The sequence below is a fragment of the Sphaerospermopsis torques-reginae ITEP-024 genome (genome assembly GCF_019598945.1).
In the GTDB taxonomy this organism is placed as follows: domain Bacteria; phylum Cyanobacteriota; class Cyanobacteriia; order Cyanobacteriales; family Nostocaceae; genus Sphaerospermopsis.
Map to the genome: position 1 here is coordinate 3,017,585 of NZ_CP080598.1, position 18,963 is coordinate 3,036,547.

Consider the following 18,963-nt stretch of genomic DNA (forward strand, 5'->3'; position numbering starts at 1 on the left):
CTTTAAATTTCTAACTGTTTTTTGATTAAACGACAGAGACTTTCTTCGATTTCTGGATGACGTGGTACAGGCGATTGTTTTCCATTAATAGGGTTAATATAGATATCATGTTTCTGCCCATGACGTTTTAAATAGCACCCCTGCATCAACTAATTCTCTAATAAAATTTCCTCGTTTCACGCCACATCAACCCAAATTTCTTTAGTTTGCGCTTGAGGATGATTTTCTAAACTTTCTTCTAACTCTTCTAATGATTTTCCCTGACTAAATACTCCCGGAATTTCTTTTAATTTTCCTACATACCAGCTATCATCTAACCAGTATTCGAGAGTAAAATTTTTTGCATATACTTGACCCCTTAAACTCGGTTACTATTCAATTATATCATTTCAGTTTTCATTTACAGTAGGGTTTAGCATTACTAAACCCTTGTTGACTGCTGACTCCTATTTATAAATGTAAAACCAAAACTTCCTCCCCTGGATAAACAAAAGTTTTACCTACAGGTAACACAGCTAAAGCATTAGTTTGAGCTAAATTAATTAAATTTCCTGAACTATAATTACCTTCAGCTTTTTGAAATTGATAAACACCATTTACCAGATGTAACTTACCCCAAATATAAGTTTCCATCTTGCCATTAGATTGTAATTCTGATGAAGATTTAACTTTCACAAATTTACTTTCCCAACCTTTAGCCAGTCCCGTCATTTTTTTAATTGCAGGTTGCACAAACCGCCAACAAGTCACCAAAGCCGAAACAGGATTTCCTGGTAAACCAAAGTATAACTTCTTAGGGAAAGTTGCAAAAGTCAGAGGTTTTCCGGGACGCATTTGTACAGAACGAAAATGAATTTTTGCTCCCAAAGAAGCTAAAGTTTTATATATGTAGTCATAATCGCCCACAGATACACCACCAGTAGAAATAACTATATCAGCATTAGCGATCGCATAATCGATAATTTCTTGTAAAGTTGTCGGATCATCCTGAATAATTCCTAACAGTAACACTTCTGCCCCCAATTCCCGCATCAAAGTAGCTAAAGCATACTGATTAGAATCTACAATTTGCCCAGGTTTTAGCAATTGTTCCGGCATCACCAACTCATCGCCAACTGATAAAATAGCCACACGGGGACGACGAAACACATCCACCTGTTCACGTCCAGCCGCCGCTAAAACCGCAATTTCAGACGCAGTTAAAGGAATACCAGCCGGTAAAAGTTCGTTTCCCGCTTGATAAAAGTCCCCTTTGTGTCTGACAAACTCCTGGGGTTGAGGCGCAATAAACACAAACACTTGATTTTCCTGACGGTGGGTTTTTTCCTGCATAACTACAGTATCCGCACCAGCGGGCATCATTGCACCGGTGAAAATTCTTGCAGCTTGTCCTGGTTTAATTGTCACTAGAGGTTTATACCCAGCCGGAATTTCTTCCACAACCTGCAAAACAATAGGTTTATCCGCCCTAGCATACTGCACATCTGCATAACGCACCGCATAACCATCCATAGCCGAGTTATCCCAGTGGGGAAAATCCAGGGAACTGATCATAGGAGTTGCTAAAATGCGATTATTCGCCATTAATAAATCAACAAATTCCACATCTAGCTGGTTATCCAACGGTTTTACAGCATTTAAAATAGTAGCTTCTGCATCTCTGACTGACAGCATAGTTATAGTTAATAGATGATAGTTTTGGTTATTTTAATCTAGAGTTGTGTAAGTTTTAAATACAGAATAATTTAATGTTACTAATATTACTATTAAACTTCTATACAGCAACAGTTACAGCAGATTTCGTTGCTATGAGGTACAAATCATAATAATAAAACTCTTGTGGGGTGGACATACTTCGACATAGCTCGACTGCGCTCACTAACCGCTCAGTACAAGTCTTGCCCGCCTATAGTGTACCTCATTACACCGGAAAGTGCTGTATGATCGGGAGAAAAAGTCAACACGGTAGACATTTGGTAAAAATGAATGTAGGGACAATTCATGAATTGTCTCTACAAGGGTTTCAAACAACGCTTATGTAATGACCGGACAGGTCTATCAACTATTTGCTCTTGTGTACTTTGCGTACTTTGCAATTATTAAAAAAATTAATTGCCACTTCATAGACAACTAGTCTGTATATAAACTTGTATAAAAACCATTTATTAAAACCGTCCATAAGATAGCTGATCAGAATAGCTAAAATTTTTATTCTTAAAGTATTAATTTGTCCCAACTTGTGCTATAATGATTATTACTACATAATAATGTAATCTAATTACAAATATCCTGCCTTAAATATCCTGGTTTATATCTCGATTAGATTCCCCTTACCCGCTTATAAAAGCGGTCAATTCATCAAAATCCCCTTTTTTAGGGGTATTTAAGGGGTTGAAAAAAGCTTACGGTTCAACTAGCAACTTGGGTTAGTAACATTTTACCTGATTACTTAAATCCTTCAATACTGTAAAAATACTTAGCACTCATCCTGACTTTAACAGTAAAAACACCCAAAATACTTTGTTAAACATTTAGGAGAATTTACTTAATGGCTACTATTTCATGGAAAAACCCTGCTAATGGTAACTGGAACGTTTCTGCAAACTGGAATCCAGGCACTATACCAGGTTCGGCAGATATAGCTCAAATCACCATCGCTGGAACTTACAATGTTCTCTTAGATATCGACAGAACACTGACTGGTTTAACTCTTGGTACAACTACGGGCATCCAAACCCTCGTTCTCACCAATGGTAATACCTTAACATTGAATGGCGCGAGTACCGTTAGCAATAATGGTGTTTTAAATCTGACTTCTGGCACTCTTACTGGCACGGGTGCTTTAACCATTTCTAACAAACTCAACTGGAGTGGAGGCACATTAAGCGGTACGGGTAAAAAGACCGTCAGTGGTACATTAAACCTCAGTGGTGATCAATATTTTCTCGATGGAACAACCCTAGAAACCACAGGAACAACAGTTTGGACTGGTAATGGAGCATTATATGCTGCCAACGCTGCAATGTGGAACAATACCAGCACTGGCACTATTGACCTACAAAATGATGCTGATTTTTATCAATGGACTGGTAATCAAACCACCTTCAATAATGCTGGTACTCTGATCAAATCCAACGGTACAACTACAGGTGAATCCTACATTAGTGGACTCTTCAACAACACAGGTACAGTCCAAGTTAAGGCAGGAACATTAAATCTGAATGGTGGAGGAACTAATACTGGTAGTTTCAGTATTGATGCAGGATCGACATTAAGAATCACTGCTGATTACAACTTCAATACAGGCAATAGTGTCACTGGTGCGGGTAACTTTAACCTTGAAAGTGGAACAACTACAGTTAATGCTGCCTCTACTTGGTCTGCTCCTGTCAATTTAACCAGTGGAACAATCACAGGAGCAGGTGCTTTAACCATTTCCAACAAACTCAACTGGAGTGGAGGCACATTAAGCGGTACAGGGAAAAAGACCGTCAGTGGTACATTAAACCTGAGCGTCGGTCACCTACTAGGTGGAACAACCTTAGAAACATCGGGTGCAACAGTTTGGAGTAGTAATGGTGGAATATTATACACTGCCGACGGAGCAATTTGGAACAATACCAGCACTGGCACTATTGACCTCCAAGGTGATGCTGATTTTTATCAATGGTATGGAAATCTATCCACCTTCAATAATGCCGGTACTCTGATCAAATCCAACGGTACAACTACAGGTGATTCTTCCATTAGTGGCATCTTCAACAACACAGGTACAGTCCAAGTTAAGGCTGGGACATTAACTCTGTATTCAGGAGGAACTAATACTGGTAATTTCAGTATTGATGCAGGAGCGACATTAATAATCACTGGTAATGCTGATTACAACTTCAATACAGGCACTAACATTACTGGAGTTGGTAATTTTGTTGTTGGTTATGTTACAGTCAAAATTGTTCCCGCTTTTAACTACTCAGGAGCAGTTTTCGTTAATGATTGGGGAAATTTGGATATTGGCGCTGCTTCTACTTTGTCTGCTCCTGTCAATTTAACCAATGGTGGAACAATCACAGGAACAGGTGCTTTAACCATTTCCAACCAACTCAACTGGAGTGGAGGCGCATTAAGCGGTACAGGGAAAAAGACCGTTAGTGGTACATTAAACCTGAGCATGAGCGGGAGTCAAAACCTAGATGGAACTTTAGAAACATCGGGTGCAACCGTCTGGACAGGTACTGGCTATTTGAACGGTACTAACAATGCAATTTGGAACAATACCAGCACTGGCACTATTGACCTCCAAGGTGATGCAGATTTTTATTATTACTCTACTGCTGCTACCTTCAACAACGCTGGTACTCTCACAAAATCCAATGGTACAACTACAGATGAATCCCTTATAGGTTTCGGTTTTAACAACACAGGTACAGTCCAAGTTAAGAAAGGAACATTAAACCTTTCAGGCGGGGGAAGTAATAGCGGTGCATTCAGTATTGATAGTGGAGCGACATTAAAAATTACTAATAACACCTACAACTTTGATGCAGGTAATAGTATTACTGGTGCTGGTAACTTTAACATTGAAGGTGGAACAGTTACAGGAATTTTCAATGTTACTAACAAACTCAACTGGAGTGGAGGCGCATTAAGCGGTACAGGGAAAAAGACCATCAGTGGTACATTAAATCTGAGTGGCTATCAAACCCTAGATGGAACAACTTTAGAAACCTCAGGAACAACAGTTTGGACTGGTAATGGAGCATTATACACTAGCAACGCTGCAATTTGGAACAATACCAGCACTGGCACTATTGACCTACAAGGTGATGCTGATTTTCACTACAGCTACAGTGGAAATAAAGCTACCTTCAACAATGCCGGGACTTTCACCAAATCCAATGGTACAACTACTGATGAATCTTACATTGATGGTTTCTTCAACAACACAGGTACAGTCCAAGTTAAGGCTGGGACATTAACTCTGTATTCAGGAGGAACTAATACTGGTAGTTTCAGTATTGATGCAGGAGCGACATTAAACATCAATGGTGCTGCTGATTACAACTTCAATACAGGCACTAACATTACTGGAGTTGGCAATTTTGTTGTTAGTTATGCTACAGTCAAAATTGTTCCTGCTTTTAACTACTCAGGAGCAGTTTTCGTCAATAATTCGGGAAATCTGGATATTGGCGCTGCCTCTACTTTGTCTGCTCCTGTCAATTTAACCAGTGGAACAATCACAGGAACAGGTGCTTTAACCATTTCCAACAAACTCAACTGGAGTGGAGGCACATTAAGCGGTACAGGGAAAAAGACCATCAGTGGTACATTAAATCTGAGTGGCTATCAAACCCTAGATGGAACAACCCTAGAAACATCGGGTGCAACCGTCTGGACAGGTACTGGCTATTTAAACGGTACTAACAACGCAATTTGGAACAATACCAGCACTGGCACTATTGACTTACAAGATGATGCTGATTTTTACTACAACTACAATGGAAATCCAGCTACCTTCAATAATGCAGGAACTTTAACCAAATCCAACGGTACAACGACAGATGCATCCTCTGTAGGCTTCGGTTTCAACAACACAGGTACAGTTAATGTTAAGAAAGGAACTTTAAACCTTGAGGGTGGGGGAAGTAATAGCGGTGCATTCAGTATTGATAGTGGAGCGACATTAAAAATTAGTGGTTATTACAACACCTACAACTTTGATACAGGCAATAGTATTACTGGTGCGGGTAACTTCAACATTGAAAGTGGAACAGTTACAGTTAATGCTCCTTCTACCTGGTCTTCCCCTGTCAACTTAACAGGAGGAAACCTCACAGGAACAGGTGCTTTAACCATTTCTAACAAACTCAACTGGAGTGGAGGAGGCACACTAAGCGGTACAGGGAAAAAGACAGTCAGTGGTACATTAAACCTGAGTGGTTATCAAACCCTAGATGGAACAACCCTAGAAACATCAGGGACAACAATCTGGACAGGTACTGGCTATTTGAACGGTACTAACAACGCAATTTGGAACAATACCAGCACAGGAACCATTGACTTACAAGATGATGCTGATTTTCATTCTTACTCTAACGCCACCTTCAATAATGCTGGTACTCTCACCAAATCCAATGGTACAACTACTGATGAATCATACATTAGCGGTTTCTTCAACAATACAGGTACAGTTGACGTTAAGAAAGGGAAGTTAAGATTTATCGGTGGTTATACTCAAACTGCCGGAACAACTCGCCTCAGTGGTGGTAGTCTCACCTTTGATGCTTCTAGTCCCCTGAACCTACAAGGTGGAAACCTCACAGGAATCGGAACCATCACAGGTAATGTTAATAATAGTGGTGGTCAAATCAATCCTGGTAATACCATCGGTACATTAAATATTGCTGGTGATTACAGCCAAAGCGGTACAGGAACACTCAACTTAGAATTAAGCAGTGCCACCACCTTTGATAAATTAGCAATTACTGGTGCAGCAGATATTGGTGGTATCCTCAAACTGAATTTAACAGGTGGCTTTACACCCACTATTGGTACTAAATTTACAGTTTTAACCTATGGTTCTGCCACAACCAAGAGCTTTAACAGCATTGAAGGCATAGATATTAGCAGCAGTTTAGCCTTTGCGCCTACTTCCACAGGTAAGAACTTAATTTTAGAAGTAGTAGACCAAGTTCAGAACTTAGGAGCGATTATACCCTACGTTTCTCAATCAGTGTCAGACTCTGTAGATGATACAGACCTATTTGATTTTTATCGCTTCAATGTCACCACAGCCGGTAATGTCCAACTTAAACTTACCAATTTGACATCTAATGCCAATGTTTGGTTAGTTGACGGCTTAGGTCGTACTATTGCCCAAGGTATTAAAACTGGAACTGCTGATGAAGTTGTAAGTTCTTTAGTTGAGGCGGGAACATATTACGTGAAAGTCTTCCGAGCTGCTGCTGGGAATAATGCCAACTATACTTTACAAGTTGCAACCTCAACTAATCCCTGGCCAGTACAGGATGGTGGAGTTTATGATGATTATCTTAAGGGTGTCAGCAACGATAGTGCAGGTAATGTCTACGGAACTGGTTACGGCTACGATTATGATCACGGTAACATTGATGCAGGTATTGTCAAATATAACCCTGATGGCACTCAAACCTGGTATCAACAATTCACCTCAACTGGCAATGATTACGCCTATGGTGTAGGTAACGATAGTTTAGGTAACGTCTACGCCACCGGTTATACAGATGGTAGTTTTGCAGGTAGTACCCTTCAGGGATCTTCTGATGCTTTTATTACCAAATACAACACCAACGGTACACAAGCCTGGGTAAAACAATTTGGTACAGCGGCTGATGATTATGCTTATGGTATCAGTGTTGATGGTAGTGGCAACAGCTATGTTGGAGGTCGAACATGGGGTACTTTTGCTGGCAATACCACCCAAGGAGCTTATGACGCTTTTATTGCCAAATATGACACCAATGGTACACAAACTTGGGTGAAACAATTTGGTACAAGTTCTGACGAAGAAGCAACCAGCGTCATTCTTGATGGCAGCAGTAATACTATCTTGGTTACAGGCTATACCTATGGTAGTTTTGCTGGTAGTACCAACCAGGGAGGTGCAGATATATTTGTCAGCAAATATGACACCAATGGTACACAAACCTGGGTGAAACAACTTGGTACAAGTAGTACCGAATATTCCACTGGTGTTGCCAGCGATAGCGCAGGTAATATTTATGTGACTGGATACACCACTGGCGCTTTTGCTGGTAACACTAATAAAGGTTCTGAAGATGGCTTCTTAGTTAAATACAGTTCTACTGGAACTTTAGCCTGGGTTAGACAGTTTGGTACAATTTCTACAGATTATCTCCGAGCAGTTAAAACTGATAGTGCAGGTAATATCTATGTAGTTGGTCAAACCTATGGCACGTTTGCAGGTAATACCAGTTTAGGCGGTTGGGATAGCTTCATTGCTAAATACAACACAAGTGGTACTCAAGTTTGGGTGAAACAGTTTGGAACAACCTCAGATGATGATGCCACAGCTTTAACTCTTGATAATCAGGGCAATATATACGTTAGTGGTCGCACCTATGGCAGTTTCCCCACTTACACAAATCAGGGTGGAACTGATGGCTACATAGCCGTATTCGATACTAACGGCAATCAGTTGTCCGTTCCGGCAACTCCCGCTACAACTGGGGTAGTAGTTATTGTCAGTGCCACTGATGCCTATGCAGCCGAAACCGCGACAGGAGTTACAGCCAATCCTGGTGTTTTCACTCTCACCAGAACCGGAACTCCTACCAATGCCCTAACGGTAAATTACACCCTCAGCGGAACTGCTACCAATGGTACAGACTACAGCAGCTTAACTGGTTCTGTCACCTTTGCAGCCGGAAGTAGCACCGCTACCGTCACCATAAATCCCATTTATGACAGCCTCATTGAAGGTACAGAAACAGCCATCCTGACTGTTGCTACAGGTACAGGTTACACCCCTGGTAGTGCTTCTAGTGCCACTGTTAATATTGCTCCCCCTTCAACTTATTACCTGACCACTGCTGCTAGTTGGACAGATGCCCAAGCTCAAGCTCAGGCAATGGGTGGTAATCTGGTAACAATTAATAATGCAGCAGAAAACCAGTATTTAGTTAATACCTTCGGTGGTTCGGAACAGTTCTGGATTGGATATAATGATGCAGCCCAAGAAGGTCAATTTGTCTGGGTGAGTGGGGAAACTTCTCAATACACTAATTGGAGTAGTGGTCAACCAGATAACTATGGTGATGAAGATTATGCAGGAATAAATTGGGCAGGAGCAGGTCTTTGGAATGATTTCCCCAATAATTATAGTTCCTACCGAGGCATTGTCGAAATTAGTGAGAATGACTTACCCAAAATCTCCCTAGCTGTAACACCTAGCAGCGTGAACGAAGATGGAACGACCAACCTAGTTTACACCTTCACCCGCACGGGAATTACCACCAATCCCCTCACTGTCAACTACAACATCGCTGGAACAGCAGCTAGTACAGACTATACAGGTGCAACACCAGGAACAGGAAAAACAATTACATTTGCTGCGGGTGCAACTACAGCAACCTTAACAATAGACCCCACAGCAGATACTACATTTGAAAATAATGAAACAGTAGCCTTAACATTAGCTGCTGGTACAGGTTACACCATTGGTACAACCACAGCAGTCACGGGAACTATTACCAACGATGATACTACAGTGACTTTGGCAGTTAGTCCCAGCAATGTCACTGAAGACGGTACAAACAACCTCGTCTATACCTTTACCAGAACTGGAGTTATTAGCAACGCCTTAACCGTCAACTACAACATCGCTGGAACAGCAGCTAGTACAGACTATACAGGTGCAACACCAGGAACAGGAAAAACAATTACATTTGCTGCGGGTGCAACTACAGCAACCTTAACAATAGACCCCACAGCAGATACTACATTTGAAGCCAATGAAACAGTAGCCTTAACATTAGCTGCTGGCACAGGTTACACCGTTGGTACAACCACAGCAGTCACGGGAACTATTACCAACGATGATACTACAGTGACTTTGGCAGTTAGTCCCAGCAGTGTCACTGAAGACGGTACAAACAACCTCGTCTATACCTTTACCAGAACTGGAGTTATTAGCAACGCCTTAACCGTCAACTACAACATTGCTGGAACAGCCGACAGTACCGACTATACAGGTGCAACACCCGGAACAGGCAAAACCATTACCTTTGCAGCAGGTTCAAGTACCGCAACACTAACAATAGATCCCACAGCAGATACTACATTTGAAAATAATGAAACAGTAGCCTTAACATTAGTTGCGGGTACAGGTTACACCATTGGTACAACCACAGCAGTCACGGGAACTATTACCAATGATGATTTCCCCATTATTACCTTAGCTGTATCTCCTGATACAGTAACAGAAGATGGAACAGCCAATCTGGTTTACACATTTACCAGAACAGATGACATTACCAACGCCTTAACCGTCAACTACAACATCGCTGGAACAGCCGACAGTACCGACTATACAGGTGCAACACCCGGAACAGGAAAAACAATTACATTTGCTGCGGGTGCAACTACAGCAACCTTAACAATAGACCCCACAGCAGATACTACATTTGAAAATAATGAAACAGTAGCCTTAACATTAGTTGCGGGTACAGGTTACACTGTTGGTACAACCACAGCAGTCACGGGAACTATTACCAATGATGATTTCCCCATTATTACCTTAGCTGTATCTCCTGATACAGTAACAGAAGATGGAACAGCCAATCTGGTTTACACATTTACCAGAACAGATGACATTACCAACGCCTTAACCGTCAACTACAACATCGCTGGAACAGCCGACAGTACCGACTATACAGGTGCAACACCCGGAACAGGAAAAACAATTACATTTGCTGCGGGTGCAACTACAGCAACCTTAACAATAGACCCCACAGCAGATACTACATTTGAAAATAATGAAACAGTAGCCTTAACATTAGTTGCGGGTACAGGTTACACTGTTGGTACAACCACAGCAGTCACGGGAACTATTACCAACGATGATACTACAGTGACTTTGGCAGTTAGTCCCAGCAGTGTCACTGAAGACGGTACAAACAACCTCGTCTATACCTTTACCAGAACTGGAGTTATTAGCAACGCCTTAACCGTCAACTACAACATCGCTGGAACAGCAGCTAGTACAGACTATACAGGTGCAACACCAGGAACAGGAAAAACAATTACATTTGCTGCGGGTGCAACTACAGCAACCTTAACAATAGACCCCACAGCAGATACTACATTTGAAAATAATGAAACAGTAGCCTTAACATTAGCTGCTGGTACAGGTTACACCATTGGTACAACCACAGCAGTCACGGGAACTATTACCAACGATGATACTACAGTGACTTTGGCAGTTAGTCCCAGCAGTGTCACTGAAGACGGTACAAACAACCTCGTCTATACCTTTACCAGAACTGGAGTTATTAGCAACGCCTTAACCGTCAACTACAACATTGCTGGAACAGCAGCTAGTACCGACTATACAGGTGCAACACCAGGAACAGGAAAAACAATTACATTTGCTGCGGGTGCAACTACAGCAACCTTAACAATAGACCCCACAGCAGATACTACAGTTGAAAGTAATGAAACAGTAGCCTTAACATTAGTTGCTGGTACAGGTTACACCATTGGTACAACCACAGCAGTCACGGGAACTATTACCAATGATGATTTCCCCATTATTACCTTAGCTGTATCTCCTGATACAGTAACAGAAGATGGAACAGCCAATCTGGTTTACACATTTACCAGAACAGATGACATTACCAACGCCTTAACCGTCAACTACAACATCGCTGGAACAGCCGACAGTACCGACTATACAGGTGCAACACCCGGAACAGGAAAAACAATTACATTTGCTGCGGGTGCAACTACAGCAACCTTAACAATAGACCCCACAGCAGATACTACATTTGAAAATAATGAAACAGTAGCCTTAACATTAGTTGCGGGTACAGGTTACACTGTTGGTACAACCACAGCAGTCACGGGAACTATTACCAATGATGATTTCCCCATTATTACCTTAGCTGTATCTCCTGATACAGTAACAGAAGATGGAACAGCCAATCTGGTTTACACATTTACCAGAACAGATGACATTACCAACGCCTTAACCGTCAACTACAACATCGCTGGAACAGCAGCTAGTACAGACTATACAGGTGCAACACCAGGAACAGGAAAAACAATTACATTTGCTGCGGGTGCAACTACAGCAACCTTAACAATAGACCCCACAGCAGATACCACATTTGAAAATAATGAAACAGTAGCCTTAACATTAGTTGCGGGTACAGGTTACACCATTGGTACAACCACAGCAGTCACGGGAACTATTACCAATGATGATGTTCCACCGTCTGTCACCATTAACCTAAATGCAGACCAGACAATAGTTGAAGGTACAACCAGTCCTCAGAACGTCCAGTATACCGTTACCCTGTCTGCTGCCAGTACCCAAACGATCACTGTACAGTACGCAACTAGTAACGGTACAGCTATAGCAGGGTCAGATTATACCACTATAACCGGAACTTTGACCTTTAACCCTGGTGTTACCAGTCAAAATATCATTATCCCCATTATCAATGATGCTATCAATGAAGCCAATGAAACCTTTATAGTCACCCTGAGTTCTCCCACTAATGCCAGTTTAGGAACTAAAACCACTGCTACCACAACTATTACTGATACCCTAACTGCTTCTGCTACCACAACTTTGCCCGCAGGTGTGGAAAATCTGACTCTCACGGGAACAGCTACTATCAATGGTACGGGTAATGCAGGTAATAACGTCCTCAGAGGTAATAGTGCTAATAACGTTCTGACAGGTGGAAATGGTAATGATACTTATGGTTTTGTAGCCAATTCTGCTTTAGGAACTGACACAATTACAGAAATAACAACTGGGGGAACTGATACTATTGACTTTACTGGCACGACTGCTGGTGTAAATGTTAATTTGGGTGTGATCACATCACAAACTGTCAATAGTAATCTCAAACTCATTCTTTCTGCTAACAATGTCATTGAAAATGCCACTGGTGGATCAGGAAATGACCGTTTAACAGGTAATACTCTTGATAACCTGCTTATTGGTGGTGATGGTAATGACCAACTGCAAGGTTTAGCAGGAAATGATACACTGTGGGGAGGACTGGGTGATGATATTCTCGGTGGTGGACTTGGTAATGATCAATATCGCTTCCAAGGTAATGGGGTGTTTGGTAGTGGTTTAGGTGTTGATTATATTACCCAATTTGATCAAGGACAAGACAAAATTGCACTGAGTAAAACAACATTTAATGCCATTACTAATAATGTAGGAGAAACTTTCACTGATTTTGGAGTTGTCACTGATGATGATTTAGTTAATGCAAATGCTGCTCGAATTGTTTATAGTCAAAGCACTGGCAGTTTATTCTATAACCAGGATGGTAATATTTTGGGTACAGGAACGGTGTTTGAGTTTGCCCGTTTAGGCAATCTTGATATTACTCTTGCTAGTAGCGATTTTACTTTGATTGCTTAGTTTTTTCTTTTTTATTTTTTCGCTTGTAGATTCAGATCCCCCCCACTCACAGGGGTAGGTTTTTAATATTAACTGTGAAGGCAGGACCTGGAAGACAAGGAGGGAAGGTAGACAAGGAAGATTTGATACGCACACCAATATTTTAACGGAGTTTTTTGGTTACCAAGAGCATCTGATTTTGTACGGTTTTCCTCCCTTGTCCACTGTCCTTCCAAGTCATCCAAGTCTTGCCCTCACGACAATGTAAAAAACCTACCCTTGTGAGTCCCCCCAACCCCCCTTCAAAAGGGGGGAGCGATAATAAGTTTCTTTTTTATTTGCGCCTTTGCTTCTTTGTGCCTTGGCGCGAAACCTTCTGAAATTTCGCCTTTTTAAGGGAATAAAAACCTCTAATTCCCCCTAATTCCCCTTTTTAATGGTGAATTTAGGGGGATCTAAAAGTTCACAGGACTTACGCAACACAGAAAGTAGGGGTAATTCATGAATTACCCTAACGTTTTATGAACAACAATTTATGAACAACAATATCCCCAATTCGTTTAATAATTGGGGTGTATAAAAACACTATCGTCTATGACTATAGTTAAAACACCTCCAAAACACTACCCCAAGGGAGAAATTACCCGTCGAGGTATGGCACTAGGAATAGATTTTACAGGAGCATGGTTAGTTAGTTCTCTTTTAGGAACAAATAATCTAGGTATTCAATTTGTCCAAATCTTCGTTTTTATCCTTGCTTGGTTAATTCTACGAGTCATCATAGTTTACAACAATCATGGGCAAAGTTTAGGCAGATGGGCAGTAAATTTAAAAGTGTTAGAAATAGAAAACGGACAACCAGTGAGCAGAATACCAGAATTACAAGCATTATTACAGCGTGAAGCGATTATTGGCGGTAGTTGCTTATTGGTTTCCATCTGCTTAACGAATATAATAGCTAATCCCACTGCTATACTGCTAGTGCTACCCCTAGCAATTGACTGTGGTGCGGCCTTGTCAGATTCTCAGATGCGACAGGCTTTCCATGACCGCTATGCTAGAACTATAATTGTTTCCTCACGGCGTGGCTATTCGCTGGATTTAAAAATTAAGCTAAAAGTTAAGCGATTAGTTGAAAAAATGCAGCGAAATGTGAGAAGATAGTCATTTGTGTTAAATCTCTCCCGGCTTTACTGTTTGTAAAATTATGGCTAAGAGTAAAGGTGCCCGCATAATAGTGACACTAGAATGCACCGAGTGTCGAACCAACCCAGACAAGCGTTCTCCAGGCGTTTCTCGCTATACCAGCACCAAGAACCGCCGGAACACCACCAACCGTTTAGAACTGAAAAAGTTCTGCCCCCACTGTAACAAACACACTGTTCACAAGGAAATTAAGTAAGAGATGAGCTATTATCGTCGTCGCCTGTCGCCAATTAAGCCAGGAGAACCAATAGATTATAAAGATGTTGATTTACTACGTAAATTTATTACAGAACGTGGTAAAATTCTACCCAGACGCATTACCGGGTTAACATCACAGCAACAGCGTCAATTAACATTAGCGATTAAACGCGCTCGGATTGTGGCATTGTTACCATTTATCAACGCCGAAGGCTAAGAAAATTTTGGATTTTGGATGAAAGGATTTTGAGATAAAGTCCAAAAAAAGTAACGTTGGTAATAACAATGAAACGTTTACTTTCAGTCCAAAATCTAAAATTTCGATTACAGCCAAGGGAGTGTATAATATGCTATATGCTTCAAGATTTCCAATCCTGGGATTTGGGTTATAGGAAATAGGGAACAGGGAACAGGGAACAGGGAACAAGTGACAGGTGACAGCAAAGAGTGTTTACCAATTACCCATTACCAATTACCAATTACCCATTACCAACCTAAAACAAATCCAAAATCTAAAATCTAAAATCTAAAATTACTAAAGAGTGCGAGAGTTGTGGAGAAGGGGACGCTAGTTGAATTTAGGGTTCAAGGCGATCGCCGTCTGGGAGTGGTAGATCGTCCAGACGGAAAGACCCGTTGGTTTGTGGTAGATGAACGAGGTCAATCCCACAGCCTCGCGCCGCGACAACTAACCTATACAGTTAATGGACAAACTTATAAACCTGCTGATATTCCCAGCTTTTTAAGTCAAGTTCAACCCTATCTAGATCCATCTAGTTTAGAAGTAGCTTGGGAAATATTGGTAGAAGACGGGGAAACAGTCACCCCCAGTCAAATGGCCAATTTGCTGTTTTCAGAATCAGAACCACAGCACTCTTACGCCGCCCATTGCTTGTTATCCGATGACAAAATGTATTTCAAGCAAAAAGGCGATGTTTACGAACCACGCAGCGCCGCACAAGTAGCAGAACGGAAACACCAAATAGAAGTAGAAGCGCAGAAAGCTAAGGGACAGCAGGAATTTTTAGCGCGTGTAGAACAGGCACTCCAAGGCGAAAGCGTAGAATGGCAAAAACCAGACCGCCAGCGTTTGGAAGCATTAGAAAAATATGCGACTTTCGTGGCGGATATTGTGCGAATGGGGATAAATGCGGATGCCTTAGTGCGAAATTATCCACCACCAGCCCCAGTATTAGAAACCATGAATATGCTGGGACGTTCTGCAACTCCCCAAGCAGCCCTGCAACTATTGATCGACTTGGGTTGGTGGAGTCCCCATGAAAACCTGTTCCTGCGTCGTTCTTCAATTCCCGTTCAGTTCCCTAGTAAGGTATTAGAAGTGGCGCAACAACATTTGGATTTTCCACCAGCAGACTTAGACACCAATCGTCTGGATTTAACACATCTCAAGGTATACACTATTGATGATGAAAGTACAACTGAGATAGATGATGGTTTAAGTTGTGAAATTCTCGCCGATGGAAGACAACGTCTTTGGGTACATATTGCTGATCCTACCCGTTGGTTAATGCCAGAAGATGACTTAGATTTAGAAGCGAGAAAACGGGGTAGTACAGTTTACTTACCTACGGGAATGATATCTATGTTCCCCGAAGTCTTAGCTACAGGTCCAATGAGTTTGGTACAGGGGAAAATTTGTTGCGCCCTGAGTTTTGGTGTGGTTTTAAATGACACTGGGGCTGTAGAAGATTATACTATTCATCCCAGTTTGATTAAACCTACCTATCGCCTCACCTACGAAGATGTAGATGAGATGCTGGAGTTGGGAGTACAAGCAGAACCAGAAATAGAGGCGATCGCAAATTTGGCACAAAAGCGGAAAAATTGGCGATATAACCAAGGCGCGATTAGCATCAATATGCCAGAAGCGATGATCAAAGTCAAAGACGATGATATCAGCATTGATATATTAGAAGATTCCCCATCTCGGCAGTTAGTAGCAGAAATGATGATTTTGGCAGGGGAAGTAGCAGCACGTTACGGTCAAACCCACAACATCCCCCTACCATTTCGCGGACAACCCCAACCGGAACTCCCCCCAGAAGAAGAACTATTACAACTTCCAGCCGGTTTTGTGCGTTTTTGTGCTTTGCGTCGGTGTATGCCCAAAAGTGAAATGAGTATTACACCAGTACGTCATGCGGGTTTAGGTTTAGATACTTACACTCAAGCAACTTCGCCTATTCGTCGTTATAGCGACTTACTCACCCACTTTCAACTCAAAGCACATTTACGGGGTGAAGATTTGCCATTTTCTGCTGAACAACTCAAAGAAGTGATGATGACCGTCACCACTACGACCCAAGAACTAACAATGGTAGAACGGCAAACCAACAGGTATTATGCTTTAGAATATTTACGTCGTAATCCTGAAGAAATATGGCAAGTCACAATTTTGATGTGGTTACGGGAAGATAGCAACTTAGCATTAATTCTTTTAGAAGACTTAGGTTTACAGTTACCAATGGTCTTTAGGCGTTCTGTGAGTTTAGGTGAACAAGTATTAGTTAAAGTTAGTCTGGCAGATCCGCAAAAAGACATCATTCAGTTTCAAGAGATCATTTATCAAGAAGCTGTTAGTGGATAGGTGACTGGGGACTGGGGACTGGGGACTGGGGACTGGGAAAATAAAATCCGTTCCTCCTGACTCCTGACTCCTTAACAAATATTTTTCCCCCCAGATATAATTTTGAGCTTAAAAAAGGGATAACTAAAATATAGTTCCATCTTGGTGCATAATCCCTTGGTTTGTATATGACATACTGCCTCAGAATTGCTGACCTACCCGAAAATGAGCGTCCCCGTGAAAGATTGATGACTCATGGAGCGAAAATATTAGCTACTGCGGAATTAATTGCCATTCTCCTGGGAACTGGACAAGGACCTGGTAAACTGTCCGCCGTCGGTTTAGGGCAACATATATTACAAGAATTAGGTAAAGATCAACGAGATCCTTTAGCTGCTTTACGGGATGTCACCCCTGCAGAGTTAATGGAAATTCATGGTGTGGGTTCTGCAAAAGCTACATCAATTCTGGCAGCGATAGAATTAGGTAAACGGGTTTTTTTATCCCGCCCTGCGGAGGGTGCGGTTATTGATAGTCCCCTTGCGGCGGCCGCTACCCTGAGTCAAGACTTAATGTGGCAAAGTCAAGAACGGTTTGCGGTTTTATTATTAGATGTGAAAAATCGGTTTTTGGGGACAAAAATAATTACTATTGGTACTGCTACCGAAACTTTAGCTTCTCCCCGTGATATTTTTCGGGAAGTCATCCGTCATGGTGCAACCCAGATGATAGTTGCCCATAATCATCCTTCTGGTAATCTAGAACCTAGTGAAGCAGATATAGAATTAACAAAACAACTATTATCAGGGGCGCAACTTTTAAATATTCCGTTATTGGATCATTTAATTTTGGGTAATGGTACTCATCAGAGTTTGCGAGAAATTACAACTTTGTGGGATGATTGCCCCCAGGAAGATTGATGAGGTTTTAGTAGTGCGATCGCTTTGCGAGGAAGTATATACAGCAGATTTCGTTATTATGAGGTACAAATTTTCATCATGAAACTCTTGTGGGGTGGGCATCTTGCCCGCCCAAAGTGTACCTCATTACACCGGAAAGTGCTGTAAATTTTGACAAGATACTTAGGGTTTGCTGAATAAATAACAATATCTCAATTCGATCAAAAATTAACAATGAAAGAAAAAGTCTATATTGAAACCTCAGTCATAAGTTATCTAACTTCTCGTCCTAGCCGAGATATTGTGATTGCAGGACATCAACAAATCACCCAAGAATGGTGGCAAAATTATCGAGAAAAATTTACTCTGGTGGCTTCACAGCTAGTTATTCAAGAAGCCAGTGCTGGGGACTCTATTGCAGCCGAACAAAGACTGAAAATTTTAGAAACAATAGAATTATTAGAAACTAGAAAAGAGGCAATAGTTTTAGCCCAATCTTTTCTTGATTTTCAAATCATGCCCCAAAAAGCGGCAGAAGATGCTTTACATATTGCTATTGCCGTAACCAATGGTATCAATTATTTGTTAACATGGAATTGTAAGCATATTGCTAATGCTATAATTCGGAGAGAAATTGAACGCATTTGTCGTTACCAAGGCTATGAACCAGTAATAATTTGTACACCTGAAGAACTGATAGAGAGGTAAAATTTATGTGGGAAGATCCAATTATCCAAGAGATTTATCAAGTTAGAGAGGCACATTCTCATAAATTTAATAATGATTTACAGGCAATTTATCAAGATTTAAAAGAACAAGAAAAAAATAGTAATAGAAAATTTATTTCTTATGTTCCAAAGTTCTTAAAAGATGTTTCTGTTTTTCAGAAAAAAAATTTAGGGTGATACTTTCTATATAATAGGTTT

At 41.2% G+C, this 18,963-nt stretch carries 10 protein-coding genes; 8 read left to right on the forward strand and 2 right to left on the reverse strand.

Annotated features, from left to right (window positions below):
* Positions 1-2 precede the first annotated feature (2 nt).
* Together K2F26_RS14075 and K2F26_RS14080 are read right to left on the reverse strand one after the other, a co-directional pair.
* Positions 3-146: a type II toxin-antitoxin system HicA family toxin gene (locus K2F26_RS14075; protein ID WP_220608333.1), complete on the reverse strand. Its 144-nt coding sequence runs from the start codon at positions 144-146 to the stop codon at positions 3-5.
* Between the two features lie 304 nt (positions 147-450).
* Positions 451-1,674 (reverse strand): molybdopterin molybdotransferase MoeA, encoded by a 1,224-nt coding sequence (locus tag K2F26_RS14080; protein ID WP_220608334.1) that lies wholly within the window; start codon positions 1,672-1,674, stop codon positions 451-453.
* Positions 1,675-2,548: 874 nt separating this feature from the next.
* Between K2F26_RS14080 and K2F26_RS24805 the strand changes: the two genes are divergently transcribed.
* The 8 genes from K2F26_RS24805 to K2F26_RS14140 all read left to right on the forward strand — a co-directional run bounded on the left by K2F26_RS24805 (position 2,549) and on the right by K2F26_RS14140 (position 18,942).
* Positions 2,549-13,168 (forward strand): Calx-beta domain-containing protein, encoded by a 10,620-nt coding sequence (locus tag K2F26_RS24805; protein ID WP_246605362.1) that lies wholly within the window; start codon positions 2,549-2,551, stop codon positions 13,166-13,168.
* Between the two features lie 573 nt (positions 13,169-13,741).
* Positions 13,742-14,311 carry an RDD family protein gene (locus tag K2F26_RS14110; RefSeq protein ID WP_220608335.1) on the forward strand — a complete coding sequence of 190 codons (570 nt, stop codon included), beginning with the start codon at positions 13,742-13,744 and terminating at the stop codon, positions 14,309-14,311.
* A gap of 43 nt (positions 14,312-14,354) precedes the next feature.
* Complete coding sequence (rpmG, locus tag K2F26_RS14115) at positions 14,355-14,549, forward strand: 50S ribosomal protein L33 (protein ID WP_096572409.1); 195 nt, start codon at positions 14,355-14,357, stop codon at positions 14,547-14,549.
* Positions 14,550-14,552: 3 nt separating this feature from the next.
* A complete protein-coding gene (rpsR, locus tag K2F26_RS14120) occupies positions 14,553-14,768 on the forward strand; it encodes a 30S ribosomal protein S18 (protein WP_096572408.1) in 216 nt (71 codons plus the stop codon).
* 336 nt (positions 14,769-15,104) lie between these two features.
* Positions 15,105-17,159 carry a ribonuclease catalytic domain-containing protein gene (locus K2F26_RS14125; RefSeq protein WP_220608336.1) on the forward strand — a complete coding sequence of 685 codons (2,055 nt, stop codon included), beginning with the start codon at positions 15,105-15,107 and terminating at the stop codon, positions 17,157-17,159.
* A 167-nt stretch (positions 17,160-17,326) separates the two neighbouring features.
* Positions 17,327-18,058, forward strand: coding sequence for a RadC family protein (gene radC, locus K2F26_RS14130; protein WP_220608337.1), 732 nt, complete (start codon positions 17,327-17,329; stop codon positions 18,056-18,058).
* Between the two features lie 213 nt (positions 18,059-18,271).
* Complete coding sequence (locus K2F26_RS24810; protein WP_194058827.1) at positions 18,272-18,745, forward strand: type II toxin-antitoxin system VapC family toxin; 474 nt, start codon at positions 18,272-18,274, stop codon at positions 18,743-18,745.
* Between the two features lie 5 nt (positions 18,746-18,750).
* Positions 18,751-18,942 carry a hypothetical protein gene (locus K2F26_RS14140; protein ID WP_220608338.1) on the forward strand — a complete coding sequence of 64 codons (192 nt, stop codon included), beginning with the start codon at positions 18,751-18,753 and terminating at the stop codon, positions 18,940-18,942.
* Positions 18,943-18,963: the final 21 nt, after the last annotated feature.

Excerpts from the sequence above, each read along its gene's own strand:
- K2F26_RS14075 (WP_220608333.1), bottom strand. The coding sequence starts at position 146 with ATGCAGGGGTGCTATTTAAAACGTCATGGGCAGAAACATGATATCTAT.
- K2F26_RS14080 (WP_220608334.1), bottom strand. The coding sequence starts at position 1,674 with ATGCTGTCAGTCAGAGATGCAGAAGCTACTATTTTAAATGCTGTAAAA.
- radC (WP_220608337.1), top strand. The coding sequence starts at position 17,327 with ATGACATACTGCCTCAGAATTGCTGACCTACCCGAAAATGAGCGTCCC.
- K2F26_RS24805 (WP_246605362.1), top strand. The coding sequence starts at position 2,549 with ATGGCTACTATTTCATGGAAAAACCCTGCTAATGGTAACTGGAACGTT.
- K2F26_RS24810 (WP_194058827.1), top strand. The coding sequence starts at position 18,272 with ATGAAAGAAAAAGTCTATATTGAAACCTCAGTCATAAGTTATCTAACT.
- rpmG (WP_096572409.1), top strand. The coding sequence starts at position 14,355 with ATGGCTAAGAGTAAAGGTGCCCGCATAATAGTGACACTAGAATGCACC.
- rpsR (WP_096572408.1), top strand. The coding sequence starts at position 14,553 with ATGAGCTATTATCGTCGTCGCCTGTCGCCAATTAAGCCAGGAGAACCA.
- K2F26_RS14110 (WP_220608335.1), top strand. The coding sequence starts at position 13,742 with ATGACTATAGTTAAAACACCTCCAAAACACTACCCCAAGGGAGAAATT.
- K2F26_RS14140 (WP_220608338.1), top strand. The coding sequence starts at position 18,751 with ATGTGGGAAGATCCAATTATCCAAGAGATTTATCAAGTTAGAGAGGCA.